At 59.6% G+C, this 19310-nt stretch carries 17 protein-coding genes; 7 read left to right on the top strand and 10 right to left on the bottom strand.

The genetic code is table 11. The features are described 5' to 3' along the window. Window positions 1-197: 197 nt before the first annotated feature. The 3 genes from dcd to apbC all read right to left on the bottom strand — a co-directional run bounded on the left by dcd (window position 198) and on the right by apbC (window position 2680). Window positions 198-779 (bottom strand): dCTP deaminase, encoded by a 582-nt coding sequence (dcd, locus tag G5221_RS00710; protein WP_005336719.1) that lies wholly within the window; start codon window positions 777-779, stop codon window positions 198-200. Window positions 780-842: 63 nt separating this feature from the next. Further along, window positions 843-1487 carry a uridine kinase gene (gene udk / locus G5221_RS00705; protein WP_005345570.1) on the bottom strand — a complete coding sequence of 215 codons (645 nt, stop codon included), beginning with the start codon at window positions 1485-1487 and terminating at the stop codon, window positions 843-845. 110 nt (window positions 1488-1597) lie between these two features. After that, entirely contained in the window at window positions 1598-2680 is a 1083-nt protein-coding gene (gene apbC, locus G5221_RS00700; RefSeq protein WP_421262613.1) for an iron-sulfur cluster carrier protein ApbC, read from the bottom strand. A 186-nt stretch (window positions 2681-2866) separates the two neighbouring features. Between apbC and metG the strand changes: the two genes are divergently transcribed. Further along, window positions 2867-4900: a methionine--tRNA ligase gene (metG, locus tag G5221_RS00695; protein WP_421262612.1), complete on the top strand. Its 2034-nt coding sequence runs from the start codon at window positions 2867-2869 to the stop codon at window positions 4898-4900. 136 nt (window positions 4901-5036) lie between these two features. Here the strand turns inward: metG and G5221_RS00690 are convergent, their stop codons facing one another. Beyond that, window positions 5037-5903, bottom strand: coding sequence for a CHAD domain-containing protein (locus G5221_RS00690; RefSeq protein ID WP_421262611.1), 867 nt, complete (start codon window positions 5901-5903; stop codon window positions 5037-5039). 15 nt (window positions 5904-5918) lie between these two features. Continuing rightward, window positions 5919-6191: an acylphosphatase gene (locus G5221_RS00685; RefSeq protein ID WP_005345583.1), complete on the bottom strand. Its 273-nt coding sequence runs from the start codon at window positions 6189-6191 to the stop codon at window positions 5919-5921. Window positions 6192-6273: 82 nt separating this feature from the next. On the opposite strand from G5221_RS00685, the gene G5221_RS00680 reads away from it, so the two are divergent. The 6 genes from G5221_RS00680 to G5221_RS00655 all read left to right on the top strand — a co-directional run bounded on the left by G5221_RS00680 (window position 6274) and on the right by G5221_RS00655 (window position 13770). Next, a complete protein-coding gene (locus tag G5221_RS00680) occupies window positions 6274-7704 on the top strand; it encodes a methyl-accepting chemotaxis protein (RefSeq protein ID WP_421262610.1) in 1431 nt (476 codons plus the stop codon). A gap of 113 nt (window positions 7705-7817) precedes the next feature. Beyond that, complete coding sequence (locus G5221_RS00675) at window positions 7818-9011, top strand: class I SAM-dependent methyltransferase (RefSeq protein ID WP_421262609.1); 1194 nt, start codon at window positions 7818-7820, stop codon at window positions 9009-9011. Window positions 9012-9357: 346 nt separating this feature from the next. Beyond that, entirely contained in the window at window positions 9358-10542 is a 1185-nt protein-coding gene (locus G5221_RS00670; RefSeq protein WP_421262608.1) for an acyltransferase family protein, read from the top strand. A 411-nt stretch (window positions 10543-10953) separates the two neighbouring features. After that, window positions 10954-11991 (top strand): selenide, water dikinase SelD, encoded by a 1038-nt coding sequence (gene selD / locus G5221_RS00665; protein ID WP_421262607.1) that lies wholly within the window; start codon window positions 10954-10956, stop codon window positions 11989-11991. After that, window positions 11988-13103 (top strand): tRNA 2-selenouridine(34) synthase MnmH, encoded by a 1116-nt coding sequence (mnmH, locus tag G5221_RS00660; protein ID WP_323924097.1) that lies wholly within the window; start codon window positions 11988-11990, stop codon window positions 13101-13103. Before selD ends, mnmH begins: the two co-directional genes overlap by 4 nt. A gap of 22 nt (window positions 13104-13125) precedes the next feature. Next, entirely contained in the window at window positions 13126-13770 is a 645-nt protein-coding gene (locus G5221_RS00655; RefSeq protein ID WP_421262606.1) for an MBL fold metallo-hydrolase, read from the top strand. Between the two features lie 189 nt (window positions 13771-13959). Here G5221_RS00655 and rnd read toward each other — a convergent pair whose 3' ends face one another. The 5 genes from rnd to tsaB all read right to left on the bottom strand — a co-directional run bounded on the left by rnd (window position 13960) and on the right by tsaB (window position 19267). Then, window positions 13960-15072 (bottom strand): ribonuclease D, encoded by a 1113-nt coding sequence (gene rnd / locus G5221_RS00650; protein ID WP_421262605.1) that lies wholly within the window; start codon window positions 15070-15072, stop codon window positions 13960-13962. 97 nt (window positions 15073-15169) lie between these two features. Then, window positions 15170-16846 carry a long-chain-fatty-acid--CoA ligase FadD gene (gene fadD / locus G5221_RS00645; protein WP_368193725.1) on the bottom strand — a complete coding sequence of 559 codons (1677 nt, stop codon included), beginning with the start codon at window positions 16844-16846 and terminating at the stop codon, window positions 15170-15172. Window positions 16847-17044: 198 nt separating this feature from the next. Further along, window positions 17045-17923 (bottom strand): alpha/beta fold hydrolase, encoded by an 879-nt coding sequence (locus G5221_RS00640; protein WP_421262604.1) that lies wholly within the window; start codon window positions 17921-17923, stop codon window positions 17045-17047. Between the two features lie 8 nt (window positions 17924-17931). Beyond that, window positions 17932-18447 (bottom strand): Slp family lipoprotein, encoded by a 516-nt coding sequence (locus tag G5221_RS00635; RefSeq protein WP_019446435.1) that lies wholly within the window; start codon window positions 18445-18447, stop codon window positions 17932-17934. A gap of 118 nt (window positions 18448-18565) precedes the next feature. Beyond that, window positions 18566-19267: a tRNA (adenosine(37)-N6)-threonylcarbamoyltransferase complex dimerization subunit type 1 TsaB gene (tsaB, locus tag G5221_RS00630; RefSeq protein ID WP_202003965.1), complete on the bottom strand. Its 702-nt coding sequence runs from the start codon at window positions 19265-19267 to the stop codon at window positions 18566-18568. Between the last annotated feature and the right edge of the window lie 43 nt (window positions 19268-19310).

Here is a 19310-nt window from a genome sequence, read left to right as displayed (position 1 = left end):
AAAATTAGCTGACAATTAAGCCAATGATTTCATTTTTATGACGTTTTTATGACATAAAAACAGGCAAAATTGGTGATAAAACGCCCCTACCCCACCAATCTCATCCGACCAGCACCATCAATCCCATATCCGTTTGATTCCAGATGCAAAAAGGGAGCACCTTGTGCTCCCTTGAATCGTTGCTGTGTTGCCAGTTATCAGTCCTGATTGATGCGGCTGGCGACGGCGCCCTGCTGGCTCTTGTACTTGGCATTTTCCCGCTTGTTGTAGGGACGGGCCGCGACGCCGGAAAGCATCTCGAAGTTCAAGGCGCCGATCTTCATCTTCGGGCGCAGCGCCAGCGGCAGCTTGCCGCCGTTGTAGAACTCCAGCACGATGCGACCGGACCAACCCGGATCGATGCGGTGCGCGGTCACGTGCACCATCAAACCCAGGCGCGCCAGTGAAGAGCGGCCATCCAGCCAGCCAACGATATCGGCAGGCAGGGTGACGGATTCGTAGGTCACCGCCAGCGCCAGCTGACCCGGGTGAAGGTAGAAGGCTTCGCCATCGGGGATGTGGATCTCGTCACTCATCACCCGATCGATGGCATCGGCCATCTCGCTGCTCGGGCCGCTCAGGTCGATATAGGGCGCGGTATGATCGCGAAACACCCGAAACTCGTTACCCAGCAGCACATCGACACTGACACCACTGATCCGCTCTACCCCGGGCCGTGGCTCAATGACGATCTTGCCTTCATCCAGATGGCGTTCAATATCGGTATCACACAGACGCATTGGGCGACTCTCCTGACAAATTGTGCTTTTAAAAAAGCCGGGCATCACCCGGCTTGTTTCATCTTAACCAATCAACATGTGGCGAATACGCGCCTTGAGCATGTCGATGGCGATGCGGTTCTTGCCACCACGGGGCACGATCACATCGGCATACTGTTTGGACGGCTCGATAAACTGCAGGAACATCGGACGCACCGTCTTCTGATACTGCTTGAGCACGGAGTCCATGGTACGGCCACGCTCCTGAACATCACGCACCAGACGGCGCAGCAGGCAGATATCGAGCGGGGTATCCATAAAGATGGAGGCATCCATCAGATCCCGCAGACGGCTGTCGGTCAGCAGCAGGATCCCTTCCAAGATGATAACCCGGCGCGGCGCAAACGGGGTCACTTCGCTCATCCGGGTGTGTTCGGTGTAGGAGTACTGGGGAATGGCAACCGCGTCACCTTTGACCAGTTGGCTCAGGTGCTGTACCAGCAAGTCATGATCCAGGGCATTGGGGTGGTCATAGTTGGTCTTGACCCGCTCTTCCATGGTCAGGTGGGTCTGATCACGGTAGTAGCAATCTTCGGTGATCACACCAATCTGACCTGCGCCCAGTTCGGCCACCAGCTCTTCATAAATGGTCTGGGCTATAAGACTTTTGCCAGACGCAGATGCGCCCGCAATACCGATGATCACACACGAATGTTGAGTATCAGACATGACAAATACCTAAAAGAGAAGAGCAGTGGGGATGGTTTAAACCGATCCATTATATAAAAAAGGGTGGGTCATGCCCACCCTCAATTCCCTTTCAAGTGACCGACCGCCGATTATTCATCCAGCGCCATGGCATAGAGGGGGGTCGCAATCGGTTTTGCGCTGAAAAAGAGTTCAGCCCCAACCCTGCGCGCCAGCTTCAAATAGGCCTGAGCCAGGCTCCCTTCCGGTGCGCCGAACACCGTCGGGCAGCCATCATCCATGTGTTGGCGGATATCGATGTGCAGCGGTAATTGACCAAGCAGTGCCACTTGATACTGCTCTGCCATCTTCTGGCCGCCACCGGTACCAAACAGCGGCTCATGATGACCACAGGCACTGCAGACGTGGTAGCTCATGTTCTCGATAATACCGAGCACCGGCACATTGACCTTGTGGAACATGGCGATCCCCTTGCGGGCATCGGCCAGCGCCACATCCTGCGGGGTGGTGACGATCACCGCCGCTGAAGTCGGCACCTGCTGAGCCATAGTGAGCTGGATATCGCCAGTGCCCGGCGGCATGTCTACCACCAGATAATCCACCTCGCCCCAGCGGGTCTCATGGAGGATCTGCGCCAGCGCCTTGCTAGCCATGGGGCCACGCCAGATGGTGGCATCCTGCTCGGAGACCAGATAGCCGATGCTGTTGCTCTTGAGGCCGCAGGCCATCACCGGCTCCATCAGCTTGCCATCATGACTGACGGGACGCTCCTTGAGGGTGCCCATCATGGTGGGAATGGAGGGGCCATAGATATCGGCATCGAGAATAGCGACCCGCGCCCCCTCTTTTTGCAGGGCCAGCGCCAGATTGACCGCGGTGGTGGATTTGCCCACCCCCCCCTTGCCGGAAGCAACCACGATGATGTTGCGAATGCCCTGCACGGCATTGAGGCCCTGCGCCCTCGGCATGCTGGCGACGTCAATCTCCAGTGCCCAGTTAATACGGGCGGCACCGGTGGCGCTACGCAGCCTGGCATCGTAGTTCTCTTTGAGCTGATCGAGCAGCGAGAGACCGGCAAACGGCAATACCAGCCGGATAGTAAGCCCCTGACCCTGATTGATGATCTCGCGAACAAATCCGGCATCCACCAGATCCTTGTGCCAGCCAGCTGGCTTAAATTCGGCGAGGATCTGTTTTACTGAATCAATCACCATTAACTCCTCATTATCTTGTCATTATCTTGAGGTGAACGGTTACCGCACACAAATCAGTGGCTTGCCTGCCATCGTAACAGCAGGTGCTGCCAAGGTTGGCATAGCCACAACCCTAGGCAGGCTACCCCCAATTCGGGTAACATGCACGGCACTCTATCATCCCAACAAGCACATCAAGAACGTAATATGGCAACTGATCCTCGTAAAATGCTGGTAACCTGCGCCCTCCCCTATGCCAATGGCTCCATCCATCTTGGCCACATGCTGGAACATATCCAGGCCGATATCTGGGTTCGTTATCAGCGAATGCGCGGTCATCAGGTGCACTTTATCTGTGCCGATGATGCCCACGGCACCCCGATCATGCTCAAGGCACAGCAGATGGGGATCACCCCGGAAGAGATGATTGCGGCGGTCTCCAAAGAGCACCAGGCCGATTTCGCCGGGTTCAACATCAGCTTTGACAACTATCACTCCACCCACAGCGACGAAAACCGCGAGCTGGCGGAGTTGATCTACGGCCGCCTGAAAAATGGTGGTTTTATCAAGAGCCGCACCATCTCCCAGCTGTTTGATCCGGAAAAATCGATGTTCCTGCCGGACCGTTTCGTCAAGGGTACCTGCCCCAAGTGCAAGTCTCCGGAGCAGTATGGCGACAACTGTGACAGCTGCGGCGCCACCTACAGCCCGACTGAGCTTATCGATCCGAAATCTGCCGTCTCCGGTGCGACTCCGGTGATGAAGGACTCCGAGCACTTCTTCTTCGACCTGCCGCAGTTTGAAAAATGGCTCTCAGAATGGGTGCGCGGCTCCGGCGCCATTCAGGAAGAGATGGCCAACAAGATGCAAGAGTGGTTCGAAAGCGGCCTGCAGCAGTGGGACATCACCCGTGACGCCCCCTACTTCGGTTTTGAAATCCCCGGCGCCCCGGGCAAGTACTTCTACGTCTGGCTGGATGCCCCCATCGGTTACATGGCCTCTTTCAAGAACCTGTGCAACAAGCGTGGCGACATCGACTTTGACAGCTACTGGAAAGTCGACTCCGACGCCGAGCTCTACCACTTCATCGGCAAGGACATCGCCTACTTCCACTGCCTGTTCTGGCCGTCCATGCTGGAAGGTGCCAACTTTCGCAAGCCGACCAAGGTCAACGTACACGGCTATGTGACCGTCAACGGCGCCAAGATGTCCAAGTCCAAGGGCACCTTTATCAAGGCATCTACCTACCTGAACCACCTGGATCCGGAGTGCCTGCGTTACTACTACGCCGCCAAGCTCAACAGCCGCATCGATGATCTGGACCTGAACCTCGAAGATTTCGTGCAGCGCGTCAACGCCGACGTGGTTAACAAGCTGGTTAACCTCGCCTCCCGCAACGCCGGTTTTATTGCCAAGCGTTTTGGCGGCAAGCTGGCTGCCACTTGCGCCGAGCCCGAACTCTACGCCGAATTCGCCAACGCCCGTACCGCTATTGCGGAAGCCTATGAGAGCCGCGAGTTCAGCCGCGCCATCCGCGAAATCATGGCGATGGCCGACAAGGCCAACCGCTACGTGGACGACAAGGCGCCCTGGGTTATCGCCAAGCAGGAAGGCGCTGATGCCGAGCTGCAAGCTGTTTGCTCCGTCGGCATCAACCTGTTCCGTGTGCTGATGGCCTACCTCAAGCCCGTCATGCCGCTGCTGGCCGAGCGTGCCGAAGCCTTCCTGGCTGAAACCCTCAGCTGGGATGGCATCGAAATGCCGCTGGTCGATCACACCGTTGAGCCGTTCAAGGCCCTCTTCTCCCGCATCGAACCTGCGAAGATTGAAGCCATGATCGAGGCATCCAAGGAAGACCTGGCCAAGGAGCAGGCACCGAAAGTGACCGGTCCGCTGGCTGATGACCCCATCAGCGAAACCATCACCTATGACGACTTTGCCAAGATTGACCTGCGCGTAGCGCTGATCAAGAAGGCCGAAGCGGTACCGGAAGCCGAGAAGCTGCTCAAGCTGCAACTGGATATCGGCGGCGAAACCCGTCAGGTGTTTGCCGGTATCAAGTCCGCCTACAACCCGGAAGATCTGGAAGGCAAGCTGACCGTGATGGTGGCCAACCTGGCGCCGCGCAAGATGCGTTTCGGCATGTCCGAAGGCATGGTGCTGGCTGCAGGCCCGGGCGGCAAGGATCTCTGGATCCTGGAGCCGCAGGAAGGCGCCCAGCCGGGTATGCGCGTCAAGTAAGCGTATCGCTGACTGCGACCACAACCAGATAGAGAAGAGAGGCCAAACGGCCTCTCTTTTTTGTCTCACCTGTTTGACCTGGATAGTTTTTGTAGATGCTGGTCGCGGATGACTTTCGCAGATTGCGGTCTCGGAGCTATCCACAACAGGGATTCGCGGGCGATACATTTTGTTCTGAATACCTGACCAGCCGACTTGGCATGTCATTCATGTTGTGGCCTGCCTGCATCGCCAGTTTGAGCGCCACCAGCTCCGCCTGCTGGCAGTCCAGTTGACGCAAACGGGTGGTGATCTTCCCCTTCAACTGCTGCCGCAGTTTCGTCTGCTTCTGGGTGTTCCCCTGCTCTGCTCGCAACCTCCGCCGCCATTGTCGCCAATCCTGCAACTGGCCGAGTCGCTCCTGCCAGTGAGTCAGGGTGCTCAACCAGCCGGGATCTCCACTCCCCAGATCCAGCAACAGTTCCACGCCATAACGGGCCTGCTTGATCTCGAGGCGCAGCCAATGCCAGCGGCGCAACTGTTGCTGACGGGAGCTGGCAGATTTTCCAACGCAGGGAATAGGTTCATCGAGAGCGCCCTGCGCCTCATCAAGGCGCAGGGCCAGATGCTGCTGATAGAGCGATGCCAATGCCCGCGCATCCGGCACCTGCGCCACCGCTGCAAGCCAGCGGGCCAGTCGCCTCGACAACAGGGGCACGCGACAGGCCGATTTGTGGGTATTGCCCGTGCTGGCAGGCGGCTTGCCAAAACGCTCGGCGTAGACCTGAGCATCCCGCAGCGCCGAAAGCCGCCCGACCGAGCGCAGCAGACGCCGCTCCAGCTCGGGATGATAGGCGAGTGGTCGCCACAGGGCGAGCAGTGCCAGCAAGCGGCGCGCCGCGATACGGTAGCCATGCACGGCCGGTTCGCTGGCCTCTTCGCGCACCGCTCGCGCCGCCTCCTGATAACGGGCGACCCAGCTTGTTGCCTGAGTCAGCAACAGACTTTCCTTGTCAGCGTCCATCTCGTCCCCGCCCCTTCAGTTGGTGTGAAAGCCCTGGCCGGTGGGCGGCAGCGCCTCTTCATACTCCATCCGGGTCACCCTGGCGGTGCGCGGGCCATGCTCCAGCCAACCCAGCATCATCTGCACCCCCTGCGCGGGGCCGCTGATGAGGATCTCCACCGAGCCATCCTCCAGGTTGTAGGCATGGCCCCGCAAACCCAGTTGCAGCGCCCGCTCACGGGTGAAATAGCGAAATCCCACCCCCTGCACCTGCCCCCACACCCGAATGACAAACGATTGCTCTCCCATTTCTCACACCTTCCGCTTAAGAAAAAAATTCCCGAGACGATAATGTGCCCGACACTCTATCTCTGCAGGATGCAGCTCCATTATGAAAGAAGTTAAATTCCGGTGGGTTGACCGCTATCTCATTCACCTCACCATCAGTGAAAAATTCCATATCGCGTTCTGGTTACCTCTCTTCATCATCGCCTTTCTCAGCTGGTATATGCTGGCGGCCAGCCATCAGCAGGAGATCTCCCTGCGGGTAGCGCAGTTGCAGCAACGGGTTGAGAGCACGGCGCAGCTGGTCAGCCAGCAGCCCACTCTGGTGTTGCCTGCTGATCTGCGTCTGACCCGGCAAGGCAGCAGCGGGTTGCAGCAACAAGGAGAGCACTACCTCTTTACCGCGCCAGCGGGTCAGGCAGGCTACGTCACCGGTGATCTTGACACCGGCAACCTCTCCATGTGGGAGGGTCAGGGCTCGACCCTGCTCCTGATCGGCGCGCTGGCCGCCCTGATGGCACTGGTAATCCACTACATGATGACCTTTGTCTCCGGTGCGCTCTACTCCACCAACAAGGCGCTGCAAACCGTGGCGGACGGGGATCTCACCTTCCGACTCAACTTCTTTCCGGTGCGCGACGAGTTCTCCACCCTGGCGGGCAGCATCGACCGCTTTACCGACCGCCAGCACCAAATCGTCAAACTGGTGGAGGAGTCTGCCGAAGCGCTGACCATGGCCGCCGACGAGTTTCGTGACCATGCCCGCGAAGGCGAGAGCATGGCGCGTTCCCAGCGCCAGCACATGGATTCACTGGCCACCGCCATGGAACAGATGTCGGCGGCGATCCGCGAAGTAGCGCGCAATGCCAACGACACCCTGCAACAGACCCGCCAGTCGAGCGAAGAGGCGGCCAATGGCGCCAACCGGGTAGCCCGCACCATCGAAGCGATCCGTACCCTGGCCGACGAGATTGGCAATGCCTCCGGCGCGGTTGAGCGCTTGACCCACAACGCCAACCGCATCAACGAAGTGGTCAACGTCATCAACGCCATCTCCCAGCAGACCAACTTGCTGGCCCTCAACGCCGCCATCGAAGCGGCACGGGCCGGTGAGCAGGGTCGCGGCTTTGCGGTGGTGGCGGATGAAGTGCGTACCCTCGCCAGCCGTACCCAGCAGGCGACGGTGGAGATCCAGCAGATGATCGAAGAGCTTCAGACCGGTACCGGGGCGCTGAACGAGATCATGGAGAAAACCGTGGGGCGCGCCGCCAGCAGCCAGCAGCTCATCAGCGAGGTGGGGCTCGATATCGAGAAGCTGAGCAACCACAGCGATGCGGTGCTGGAGATGAGCACCCAGATCGCCACCTCCAGCGAAGAGCAGAGCTCGGTCGCCGCCGAGATCACCCACAATCTGGATCAGGTGCGCCATGAAGCGGCGCAGGTGGAAGAATCCGCCAGCGCCTCGGTAGCTGGCACGCAGGGGCTGAAAGCCACCGCCAGCGAACTGGCCCAGGCACTCAAGGGGATTAAGCTCTGACCATATGAGGTGTCAGATCAGGGCAACCCCATCCATTACACAGGGTTGTTTGAGTTTTACCTGCGGGCCACATAGAATGTGGCCCCTTTTCTTTCTACCATCGGCAAACATCCATGAGCGCTTCCATCTATCTCGTCAAAGGCCGCGAAAAATCCCTGCTGCGTCGCCACCCCTGGATCTTCTCCAAGGGGATTGAGCGGGTTCAGGGCAACCCCATTGACGGCGATACCGTCGAGATCTATGCCAACGATGGCAAGTGGCTCGCCCGTGGCGCCTGGTCAGGCAGCTCCCAGATCCGTGCCCGGGTCTGGACCTTCGACAAGGATGAGACCGTCGATCTCGACTTCTTTATCCGTCGCCTCAAATATGCGCAAGAGTCCCGTGACGGGCTCATCAAGCGTCAGGGCCTCACCGGTTATCGCCTCTGCGCCGCCGAATCCGACGGCCTGCCGGGTCTGACCATCGACCGTTATGCCGATTTTCTGGTGTGCCAAATTCTCTCCGCTGGTGCCGAGTTCCAGCGTGAGCTGATAACGCAAGCGCTGCGTACCCTCTACCCCGAGTGCAGCATCTATGAGCGCTCCGATGTAGCAGTGCGCAAGAAGGAAGGGCTGAAAGAGCGCACCGGCGTTATCTATGGCGAGACCCCGAACGAGCCGGTGGTCATCGAGGAGAATGGCGGCGTCAAGATCCTGGTGGATATTCGCAACGGCCACAAAACCGGTTTCTATCTGGATCAGCGTGACAACCGTCAGGCTGCAGCCAAGTACACCGAAGGCAAGCGGGTGCTCAACTGCTTCTGCTACACCGGCGGTTTTGGCGTTTATGCCCTCAAGGGCGGCGCCAAAGAAGTGGTCAACGTCGATCTCTCCCAGAATGCGCTGGATATTGCCCGCCAGAATGCCGAGCTGAACGGGCTGGATACCAGCAATACCCAATTTGTCCGTCACGACGTGTTCAAGCTGCTGCGTGAATATCGCGAGAAGGGCGAGAAGTTCGATGTCATCGTGCTGGACCCGCCCAAGTTTGCCGAAAGCAAGGCCCAGCTGCTGGGTGCCTGCCGTGGCTACAAGGACATCAATTTGCTGGCGTTCCAGCTGCTGGCGCCGGGTGGCGTGCTCTTGACCTACTCCTGCTCCGGCCTGATGGAGCAGAGCCTGTTCCAGAAGATCGTTGCTGATGCGGCGCTCGACGCCGGTCGCGATGCCCAGATCCTGGAGCTGCTCTCCCAGGCCTCCGATCACCCCATCGGTACCGCCTATCCGGAAGGCTTCTACCTCAAGGGTCTGGTGGTACGCGCCCGCTGATCGGCAACTACCCTCCCCTTGTGATCAATCAGGCCCCTTGCGGGCCTGATTGTTTTGCTTCTTAACCCCTGTAGACCTGACCCTCGCCCCGTGGACCACCCTCTCTGCTTTATGGGTGTTCTCTCTCCTCCTCTTTCCCTGCCTGCGTCCCACGTTTTTATCTGTTTAAATTTTTTGCACAATAACTGCACATTTATGATTTAAATCACACCCGTATGACTCTCTTTTCCGTAGTGTGATCCCGCCTGCGGCAGCCGAGCCGGGGCAACCGTCCCGTCAGGATTGATGGGCGGCACAACAACAAAATAGATGTCAGGCCAAGCTGAACATCACAAGGGATCCCGATATGAATCAATCATTGCCGCTGTTAACGCCGCTGCGGGGCATCGCTGCCCTGATGGTGGTGCTGTTCCATGCCCGATTATTGCTCTTTCCCCAGTGGATGGAGCCGATCGCAGGCCACACTCAACTCATCGAGAATGGCTACCTCTGGGTCGATCTGTTCTTTATTTTGAGCGGCGTGGTGCTGGCACATGTCTATGGGGAGGCTTTCACCCGCACGCCCCGCACCGTGGGCTATGGCCGCTTTCTCTGGCTGCGGCTGACCCGCGTCTACCCCCTCTACCTGGTAACCCTGTTGCTGCTGGTTGGCTGGGAGCTTTACAAGGCACAGCACGGGGTGGGCTTCTATGCTGGCCCCCTGTTCAAGATGTGGGAGTGGGAAGGGATGCAGCCCTTCGGTTCGCCCTTCACGCCAGCCGAGGCGCTGCCAAGCGCCTTCCTGCTATTGCAGGTGGTGACCGATCACGGGTTGACCTGGAACTTCGCCGCCTGGTCCCTGAGCGTAGAGTGGATTAGCTACCTGCTATTCCCGCTGCTGATCCCGCTGGCGGTGACCCGCAGTCGCTGGAGCCATCTCGCCCCCCTGCTGGCGCTGACGGTGCTGGCCTTTATCGTGCACAGTCGCGGCACCCTGGATGTCACCAGCGGCGCGCTTGCGGTGGGACGCGGGGTGAGTGAGTTTGTGCTCGGCCTCTGGCTGCTGCCGAGGGTGAAGGCCGCGAAAGGCTCGCCCATGATGCAGCATGATCTGCCGCTCTTGATCGCCTTTGTGCTGCCCTTCGCGCTGATGCAGTTCACCATGACGCCGCAGCTGACCCTGCTGCTGATCAGCACCTACGTGCTGTTGATCTGGATTGCCGCCGCCCAGGGGGAGCGCCAGAGCCCGCTGCTGCGCCTTTTGGATAACCGCTTCACCAACTGGCTGGGGGACCTCTCCTACTCCATCTACCTGCTCCATGCGCTGGTGCTGCTCACCGGCTGCGAGCTCATCCACTATCTGTCGCCGGGGCTCACCGAGTGGTGGTATGGCCAGACCAACCCGCTGCTGGGGGCTGTGACAACCTTGCTGATGCTGGCGGTGCTGATCGGGCTCTCGGCGCTGAGCTACAACCTGCTGGAGCGGCCACTGCAACGGCGCCTGCGCCGCTGGGGCAAGGCTCGCCAGCCGGTGCTGGAGCAAGCCGGCTAACCCGTTTTCGCCAACTGATAGCCCCGCTGAGGTTAAACCGACCTCAGCGGGGCAAGTCCGCGAGTTCTCTTCACCCCTGCCGATAATTGAGTGGCTCAAGCGTGCGCTCTACTCCCTTAACTTCCACCCGCCAATCCCCTTCGCTTTGTGTGAATTCCTGTTCGAACCGGAGGGGGCATTTATGGCATAATGCCCTGTCCTGTGGCCCTTGGCGGGGCTGTGTTGGCGCATCTGTCGCCTCTTCTTCCCCGTCCTACCCGGCAGCCCTGCGTGACTGCCTGACATCACTGCTTCCAGAAGCAGCCAAGGCCACCTATTTTTGCGGCTCTTTACATGACGGTAGATGGCCGCGCATTGACCAAGATGGCTCCCGCAGAGCCTCTGCACACGGTGCACAAACAAGGGGTAAGTATGTCTTCCATTCGTCTGACCCAATACAGCCACGGCGCTGGCTGTGGCTGCAAAATCTCTCCCAAGGTGCTCGACACCATTCTCAAGAGCCAGATCCCGGGCTTCAACGACCCGACCCTGATCGTTGGCAACAGCAGCAAGGATGACGCGGCCGTGGTCGATATCGGCAACGGTCAGGGCATTGTCTCCACCACCGACTTCTTCATGCCCATCGTCGATGACCCCTTCACCTTTGGCCGCATCGCCGCCACCAACGCCATCAGCGATATCTACGCCATGGGCGGCAAGCCCATCGTTGCCATCGCCATCCTCGGCTGGCCCATCAATACCCTGGCGCCGGAAGTGGCCCAGCAGGTGATCGACGGTGGCCGTCAGGTGTGCCATGAAGCGGGCATTTCGCTGGCCGGTGGCCACAGCATCGATGCCCCCGAGCCCATCTTCGGTCTTGCGGTGACCGGTATCGTGCCTCTGGATGCCATCAAGCAGAACGACACCGCCAAGGTGGGTGACACCCTCTATCTGACCAAGCCCCTTGGTATCGGCATCCTCACCACAGCCCAGAAGAAGGGCAAGCTGAAGCCTGAACACGAGCAGCTGGCCCCCAACGCCATGTGCACCCTCAACAAGATTGGCCAGCGTTTTGCCGAGCTGCCGGGTGTGCACGCCATGACCGACGTCACCGGTTTTGGTCTGGCTGGCCATCTGCTGGAGATGTGTGAAGGATCTGGCGTCAGTGCCCGCCTCGACTTCAAGGCGCTGCCGCTGCTGGATGAGGTGGATTACTACCTCGCCGAGGGCTGCGTACCGGGCGGTACCCTGCGCAACCACGACTCCTACGGCCACAAGCTGGATGCCATGGACGATCGCACCCGCAACATCATGTGCGATCCGCAAACCAGCGGCGGCCTGCTGGTTGCCGTGGGTAAAGAGAGCGAAGCCGAGTTGCTCGCCATCGCGCGCGGAGCTGGGCTAGAACTCTCGCCCATCGGCCAGATCAAGCCCCTTGAGGGCACCCGCTTTATCGAGATTGTCCAATGAGTGAATTGCCACTGGCCACGGACTACGCCCAGATTTTTTTAGGCGATGTGCCCTTGATTGATGTGCGCGCCCCCATCGAGTTCAAGGAGGGGGCCTTCCCCTGCTCGACCAGCCTGCCCTTGATGACAGACGATGAGCGCGCCCAGGTGGGGACCTGCTTCAAGAAGCAGGGTCAGGCCGCCGCCATTGAGCTTGGACACAAGCTGGTGGGGGGAGCCGTGCGTGCCGAACGTATCGAAGGCTGGCTGGCGCAGTTGCGCAAGCAGCCCGATGCCCTGCTCTACTGCTTTCGCGGCGGCCTGCGCTCGCAAACTGTACAACAGTGGCTGGCTGATGCCGGGGTGACTCGCCCCCGCGTCGCCGGTGGCTACAAGGAGCTGCGCCGCTTCCTGATCGACACCCAGGACAAGGCCTCTGCCGAGTGCCGCTGGACTGTGCTGACCGGCATGACTGGTTCCGGCAAGACCCATATGCTGGACCACGTGGCCCAAGCGCTCGATCTGGAAGGACACGCCCATCACAGGGGCTCGTCGTTTGGTCAGCTGCCCGGCGGCCAGCCCAGCAACATCAATTTTGAAAACAACATGGCCATCGAGCTGCTCAAGCGCCGCCATCAGGGCGAGCATGCCTTCGTGGTCGAAGATGAGAGTCGCCTGATCGGCCGCTGCTGCCTGCCCCTCTCCCTCCATGAGGCCATGAGTCAGGCACCGCTGGTGGTGGTGGATGTGCCGCAGTGCGATCGGGCCGAGCAGATCCGCGAAGATTACGTGCACGATCTCTGGCTGCGCTATCAAGCCATGTATGGCCAAGAAGAGGGATGGCCGCTGTTTGCCGCCTATCTCACCGATGCGTTGGCCCGCCTCAAGCGCCGTCTTGGCGATCAGGCCCACCGCGAGCTGGATGCCCTGATGCAGACCGCCCTCACCGAGCAGGAAAAGAGCGGTGATACCGGGCTGCATCTAGCCTGGATCACGTTGCTGCTGACCCGCTACTACGACCCCATGTATCTCTATCAGCTTGGCAACAAGCAGGAGCGCATCGTATTCCGCGGTGACAAACAGGCCTGTCTCGACTATTTCGCCGAGCAGCATGCCAGCGCGCTGCGCGGCTGACCCATCCCAAGAGAGGAACTCTATGTTGAAATTCGAGGTGATTCCGGTCACCCAGTTCGCCCAGAACTGCTCCCTCATCTGGTGTGACGAGACCCATCAGGCGGCCCTGATCGATCCGGGCGGCGAAGCGGCCAAACTGCTGGCCGCCATCGCCAAGCGCGGCCTGACCCTGACCCACATACTGCTGACCCACGGTCATCTGGATCACGTCGGTGCCGCCGCCGAGCTGCGGGAAAAGACCGGCGTCGCCATTACCGGCCCCCATAAGGAGGACGCCTTCTGGCTCGACATGCTGCCCCAGCAGAGCCAGATGTTCGGCTTCGCCCATACCCCCGCCTTCACGCCGGATCGCTGGCTGGAGCAGGGTGACAAGGTGCAGCTTGGCCAGTGCGAGCTGGATGTCTACTTCTGCCCAGGCCACACCCCGGGCCATATCGTGCTGCTCTCCCAAGCCGAAAAACTCGCCTGGGTTGGTGACGTGCTGTTTGCCGGCAGCATCGGCCGCACCGACTTCCCCCGTGGCGATCACGCGACCCTGATTAAGTCGATCACCGAGACCCTGCTGCCGCTGGGGGACGAAATCGTCTTTATCCCGGGCCACGGCCCCAGCTCCACCTTCGGCCGCGAGAAGGTGAGCAACCCCTACCTGACCCAGCCTATCTGGTGATCAAAAAAGGCAGCGGTGTTAGTCGCTGCCTTTCCTTCTCTGCTCTCTTTTTCATTCTCGATTCCTGCCATCCGACCAGCCACGTTCCACCTGCGTTCCCCATTTCAGCATGTCCATTTGTCTCTTTCGCCCAATAAAAATCCCCACCCGGGGGTGAGGATTGATTTATGGGTGCAACCGTCTGGTGGCTTATTGTGCCAGCAGGTGACCGACCAGCTCATGACGCCACCCTTGCAGCAGCATCGGCTTGTCGCTGCGAGCCCGCTCTTCGTCGTTCATCCGCCAGCTCCAGGTGAAGTACTGGTGAATGATCTTCTTGCTGGCAATCAGCTCGGGCGGAATATTGCTCGCCTTGGCCTTCTCTTCCACCATGGCTTTGATGCGCTTGAGCTCGGCCTTGTACTGGGGGAAGTCCACCAGCCGACGAATGGGCTCGGGCCAGCTGTCAGGCTCGCTCTGCTGCGCCTTGGCGACAATATCGAGCATCCGCTTGCCGTGGATCTTGATCTCGATAGGCGAGAGGCCGAGCTCGTTGAGATCCCGCAGGGAGGCAGGACGACGCTCTGCCACCTTGAACAGGTGCAGCTCTTTGACCACGAAGTTGAGGGCCAGATCCCGGCGCACCGCCTCTTGCTGGCGCCAGGCGGCCAGCTCACGCAGGATGGCGAGCTCGCGGCGACCCAGTTGCCAGGCGTTGACGATGTCAAGATATGCCTGACGGGGATCGCTACCCTGGGTCTTGCGGGCGGAGTGGTTCTGGCACTCCTGCTCGAACCAGGCAAACTTGCCGCTTTCCCGCAGTTTGGCCATCACTTTTTCGTAGAGCGGTATCAGGTAGAAGACGTCAGCCGCTGCATATTCAAGCTGGCGCGGGGTCAGCGGGCGAGCCAGCCAGTCGGTACGGGCCTGATCCTTCTCCAGCTCCACGCCGAGGAACTCCTTGACCAGCGCGCCGAAACCGACCGATACGCCGTGACCGAGGAACGCGGCAGCCAGCTGGGTATCGTGCATCTGGTTGGGCAGATGGCCGGCCTGATGCTGGATCAGCTCCAGATCTTCACCGGAGGCGTGCAAAATGGCGATCTGCCCTGCCCGGCCAAGCCGCTGCCAGAGCGGTGCCAGATCGAGAGTAAGCGGGTCGAGCAGCGCCAGTTGCTGGCCGTCATAGATCTGAAACAGGCCAAGCTGGGGATAATAGGTGCGGGTGCGAACGAATTCAGTATCGATAGCCAGGGGAACGTCGGCCAGAGAAGCGAGATACTGCTCAAGTTCGGCTTGCTGAGTGATAAGTTGATATTGCATCTGTGCCTGCGCGGTTGATCAGGGCCAAAAAGAAAAAACCGTGGGATGACCCACGGTTTTGCATCACTGCGACACACCAGAAAGCCGGTGCAGCGCCTTACTGCTTGGCAATCTCCTCGTCACGCAGTACGCGGCGCAGGATCTTGCCCACATTGGTCTTGGGAAGTTCGTCACGAAATTCTACCAGTTTCGGCACCTTATAGGCAGTCAGATGTTTGCGGCAGTGGGCAATAATCTCGTCCTCCTGCAGCTTTGGATCTTTCTTGACCACAAAGATCTTCACCAGCTCGCCGGAGACCTTGTGCGGCACGCCGACTGCGGCTACTTCCAGCACTTTCGGATGGAGCGCCACCACATCTTCGATCTCGTTGGGATAGACGTTGAAACCGGAGACCAGGATCATGTCCTTCTTGCGATCGACGATCTTGAAGAAGCCCTGCTCGTCGCACACGGCGATATCACCGGTACAGAGCCAGCCATCCTGCATCACTTCGGCAGTGGCCTCGGGACGTTGCCAGTAGCCCACCATCACCTGCGGGCCGCGCACCTGCATCTCGCCCGGGGTGCCGAGGGCGTGGATCACCTGACCGTTGTCATCCACCAGCCGGATCTCGGTAGAGCAGACCGGCAGACCGATGGAGCCGTTGTAATCGGTCAGATCGTAGGGGCAGACGCTCACCAGTGGCGAACACTCGGTCAGGCCATAGCCTTCCAGCAGCGGAGTGTCGGTCAGTGTCTTCCACTTCTCCGCAACCGCGCGCTGCACCGCCATGCCGCCGCCGATGGTGAGCTTGAGCTTGTCAAAGGCGATCCCCTGAAACTCTTCGTTGTTGACAAGCGCATTGAACAGGGTGTTGACCCCGGTAATGCAGGTGAAGGGATACTTCTTGATCTCTTTGACAAAACCCGGAATGTCGCGCGGGTTGCTGATCAGCAGGTTGTAACCACCGATGCGCATAAAGAGCAGGCAGTTCACGGTCAGGGCAAAGACGTGATAGAGCGGCAGCGCGGTGACCACGAACTCCTTGCCGCGCTCCAGCATGGGGCCGTAGACGCCGAGGCATTGCTCGACGTTGGCAATCATGTTGCGATGAGTCAGCATGGCCCCTTTGGAGAGGCCGGTGGTGCCACCGGTGTACTGCAGGAAGGCGAGATCGTCGTTGGTGATCTCCGGCTTGATGTACTGCAGGAAACGCCCCTTGGAGAGGGCCTGACGCATGGTGGTAGCGTGGGGCAGATTGTATTTCGGCACCAGCTTCTTGACGTACTTGACCACGAAGTTGACCAAGGTGCCCTTGGCCAGCCCCAGGTTATCCCCCATCCGGGTCAGGATAACGTGCTTGATCGGGGTGTCGTAGACCACCTTTTCCAGGGTATGGGCGAAGTTGGAGACGATGACGATGGCCTTGGCACCGGAATCTTTGAGCTGATGCTCCAGCTCGCGCGGGGTATAGAGCGGGTTGACGTTGACCACGATCATGCCGGCGCGCAGGATGCCGAACACGGCGATGGGGTATTGCAGCAGGTTAGGCATCATCACCGCAACCCGATCCCCTTTCTCCAGCTTCAGCTCGTTTTGAAGATAGGCAGCAAAGGCGCGGGACTGCTCTTCCAGTCGGCGGTAGGTGATGGTTTGGCCCATGTTGACGAAGGCGGGCTGATCGGCAAACTGGGTCACCGAGGATTCGAACATCTCGACCAGGGAGCTGTATTGGTCTGGATTGATCTCGGCGGGGACCCCTTCCGGATAACGTTTCAGCCAGACTTTTTCCACAAACTTCTCCTGCATAACTAGCACCTGTGCGCTCACTGTGTTGCCTCCGTCCCGGTTCACATCCATTTTAATCGGTTGTTTTAAGCTGATGCTCTAATGCCGCACATATTTACACAGCGCAACATCAATTAACAGCAAATTAACAACAGAAAAATGTGAGGGAGAAAACAAACCTGGAATTATTGAAAGCTGGCGATTCTACCGAACTTGACAAAACTTTACGATACAAACGGCCGTATCAACCGAATTTTCCATATGAAAATGGTGGTTTCCACCCAATATGACCCGTTCGATCTGCTGGAAGGCATCCTGACGGGCCTGCCATTGGGCTTCAAGCGCAGCAAAGCCCTGCTCCCCCTGAATCAACAGCACAGGACAACGGATAGCCGCCATCAGTGCCCGAGCTTGTCCTTCGCTCATTCTCAGGGGCGACAGATCCCGCAAGCGGGGGTCGCTGCGCCAGTGCCAGCGCCCTGCCCTCATCTCAAGCTGCCGTTCACAGATAAGATGCGCCGCCTGCGGCGTGATATCCGCCACTTTGCAACGGGCGGCGACAGCCTCATCGATGGAAGCAAAGCCGTTGGCACTGCGCTCCCGGGTGCGGCTGCGGTTTAAAATTGCACGTCGCAGCTGGGCAGGTACCTCCTCATCGGGCTGACTCAGCGGCCCCAGCCCCTCCAGCATGATCAACCGCTCCACCTGTTCGGGGAACACCCCGGCATAGGCGGAGGCGATCAGCGCCCCGAGGGAGTGACCGAGCAGAGTGAAACGCGACCACCCTGCCGCCTGCACGATCTGGTAGAGATCGTCCAGCCAGTCGACAAAGACATAAGGGGTGGCTTTGTGATCGGAATGACCGTGCCCCGGCAGATCGACACAGATGAGGTGAAAATCACCCAGATGCGGCGCCAGCGGCAAGAAGCTGGCACTGTTGTCGAGCCAGCCGTGCAGGGCAATCAGCAGGGGTTTGCCCTGCTGAGCCTGATCCGCGAGTTGATTCTCAAGCAGGGCCACCTGCCGACCATCTGCCAGGGTCAGCGGACGTTCGTGCAGAGTGCTTTTGATGCTCTTGATCATGGCAAGCCTTAGCGACGCAGCGGCCGTCTTGGCCAGAAGGGATCATAGAAGGGGTCGTAGAAGTAGGGGTCCATATAGCGCACCTCCACCTCCTTGACTGGCGGCCACAGCTTGCTGCCCGTCACATTGAGCACAGAGAAGCGGTACTTGTGCTCGCCAATCTGGCTATCCACCGGTTGGCCTATGGTGCCAAGCACCGTCAGGCTGCGCCCCTTGGCGTAGAGGGTCGGATCGACAAAACCCTTCATGATGGCCAGAAAACGGCCCGGGCTCTGCTCGGTCTGCTCCGGCACGCCGTTGGATTTAAGCGGCAGATAGACTACTTCAATAACGCTCTGATCCGCCTTGTTGTGCACCGCCGAGATAACGCCGCTCCAGCGGGCCGGTTTGCCCTCCATTCCGCCAAGGGCTGGCTGATAGGCCACCAGCTGATTTTCGGGCTCATAAGCCAGCTCCTTGGGGACCGAGCTGCAGGCCCCGAGCAGCAGGGCCAGCGCCCCGACCACCATTGTGCGTTTCATCATGTCGCTTCTGGTATTACGCATCATGTCACTCTCCCGTTGCCGGCGTGGCCCGTCGGGCCATCCGCTTGTGTTGCAGCTGATGAGCGGCAAGAGCGACATGACGTCAGCGCTCCTGCCCTTATTCGCGACCCGGCAGTTTTTTCCAGGTCACCTTGTCACGCAAATAAACCGGCGTCGCCTGCTCCACAGGCACCGCCTCCCCCGCCAGCCAGGCGGCGCGGGCCAGCGGCAGCATGTCCTCTGCCGCCGGGAAGCGCACCTGGCTCACCGCCAGCTCATCGGCCAGACCACTCAGGGTCTCGCCATAGGTTTCAAAACCGGTGCCGACGCAGGTCACAGGGCCCGTCAGCTTGCCACGGGCATCAACCAGCGCCGCGGGCTCACTCACCACCTCGTCCCCCACCAGCTGCATGCGGCCATCAATGAGCTCATAGCGGCCGAAATATACCTCGTTCATCCGCGCATCGATGGCGGTCAGCACCTGCTCGGCGCCATCCAGTCGATAGGCGCCTTGCGCCATAGCGGCCAAGGTCGAGATGCCAATCAGCGGCACACCCGCACCAAACGCCAGACCTTGCGCCACACTGATGCCGATCCGCACGCCAGTAAAGGAGCCCGGGCCGCGACCGAACGCAATGGCATCGAGGTCACTCAAACTTATCCCGGCATCCTCTAACACAGCCTGAACCATGGGCAGGATTTTTCGGGTGTGATCCCGTGGCGCCTCCTCCCAGCGGGAGAACAGCTTGTCACCCACCAGCAAGGCGGCGGAGCAGGCTTCGGTGGCGGTATCAACGGCCAGGATCTTCAACTCGTTCATGCTTTCCAATCTCTATAAAATCAGTCAATTACATAACCGGCAA

The sequence above is a fragment of the Aeromonas sp. 602200 genome (genome assembly GCF_049173895.1).
GTDB lineage: Bacteria > Pseudomonadota > Gammaproteobacteria > Enterobacterales > Aeromonadaceae > Aeromonas > Aeromonas veronii_A.
The sequence above is the reverse complement of the archived record's forward strand: the minus strand, read 5'-3'. Positions and strand labels throughout refer to the sequence as shown.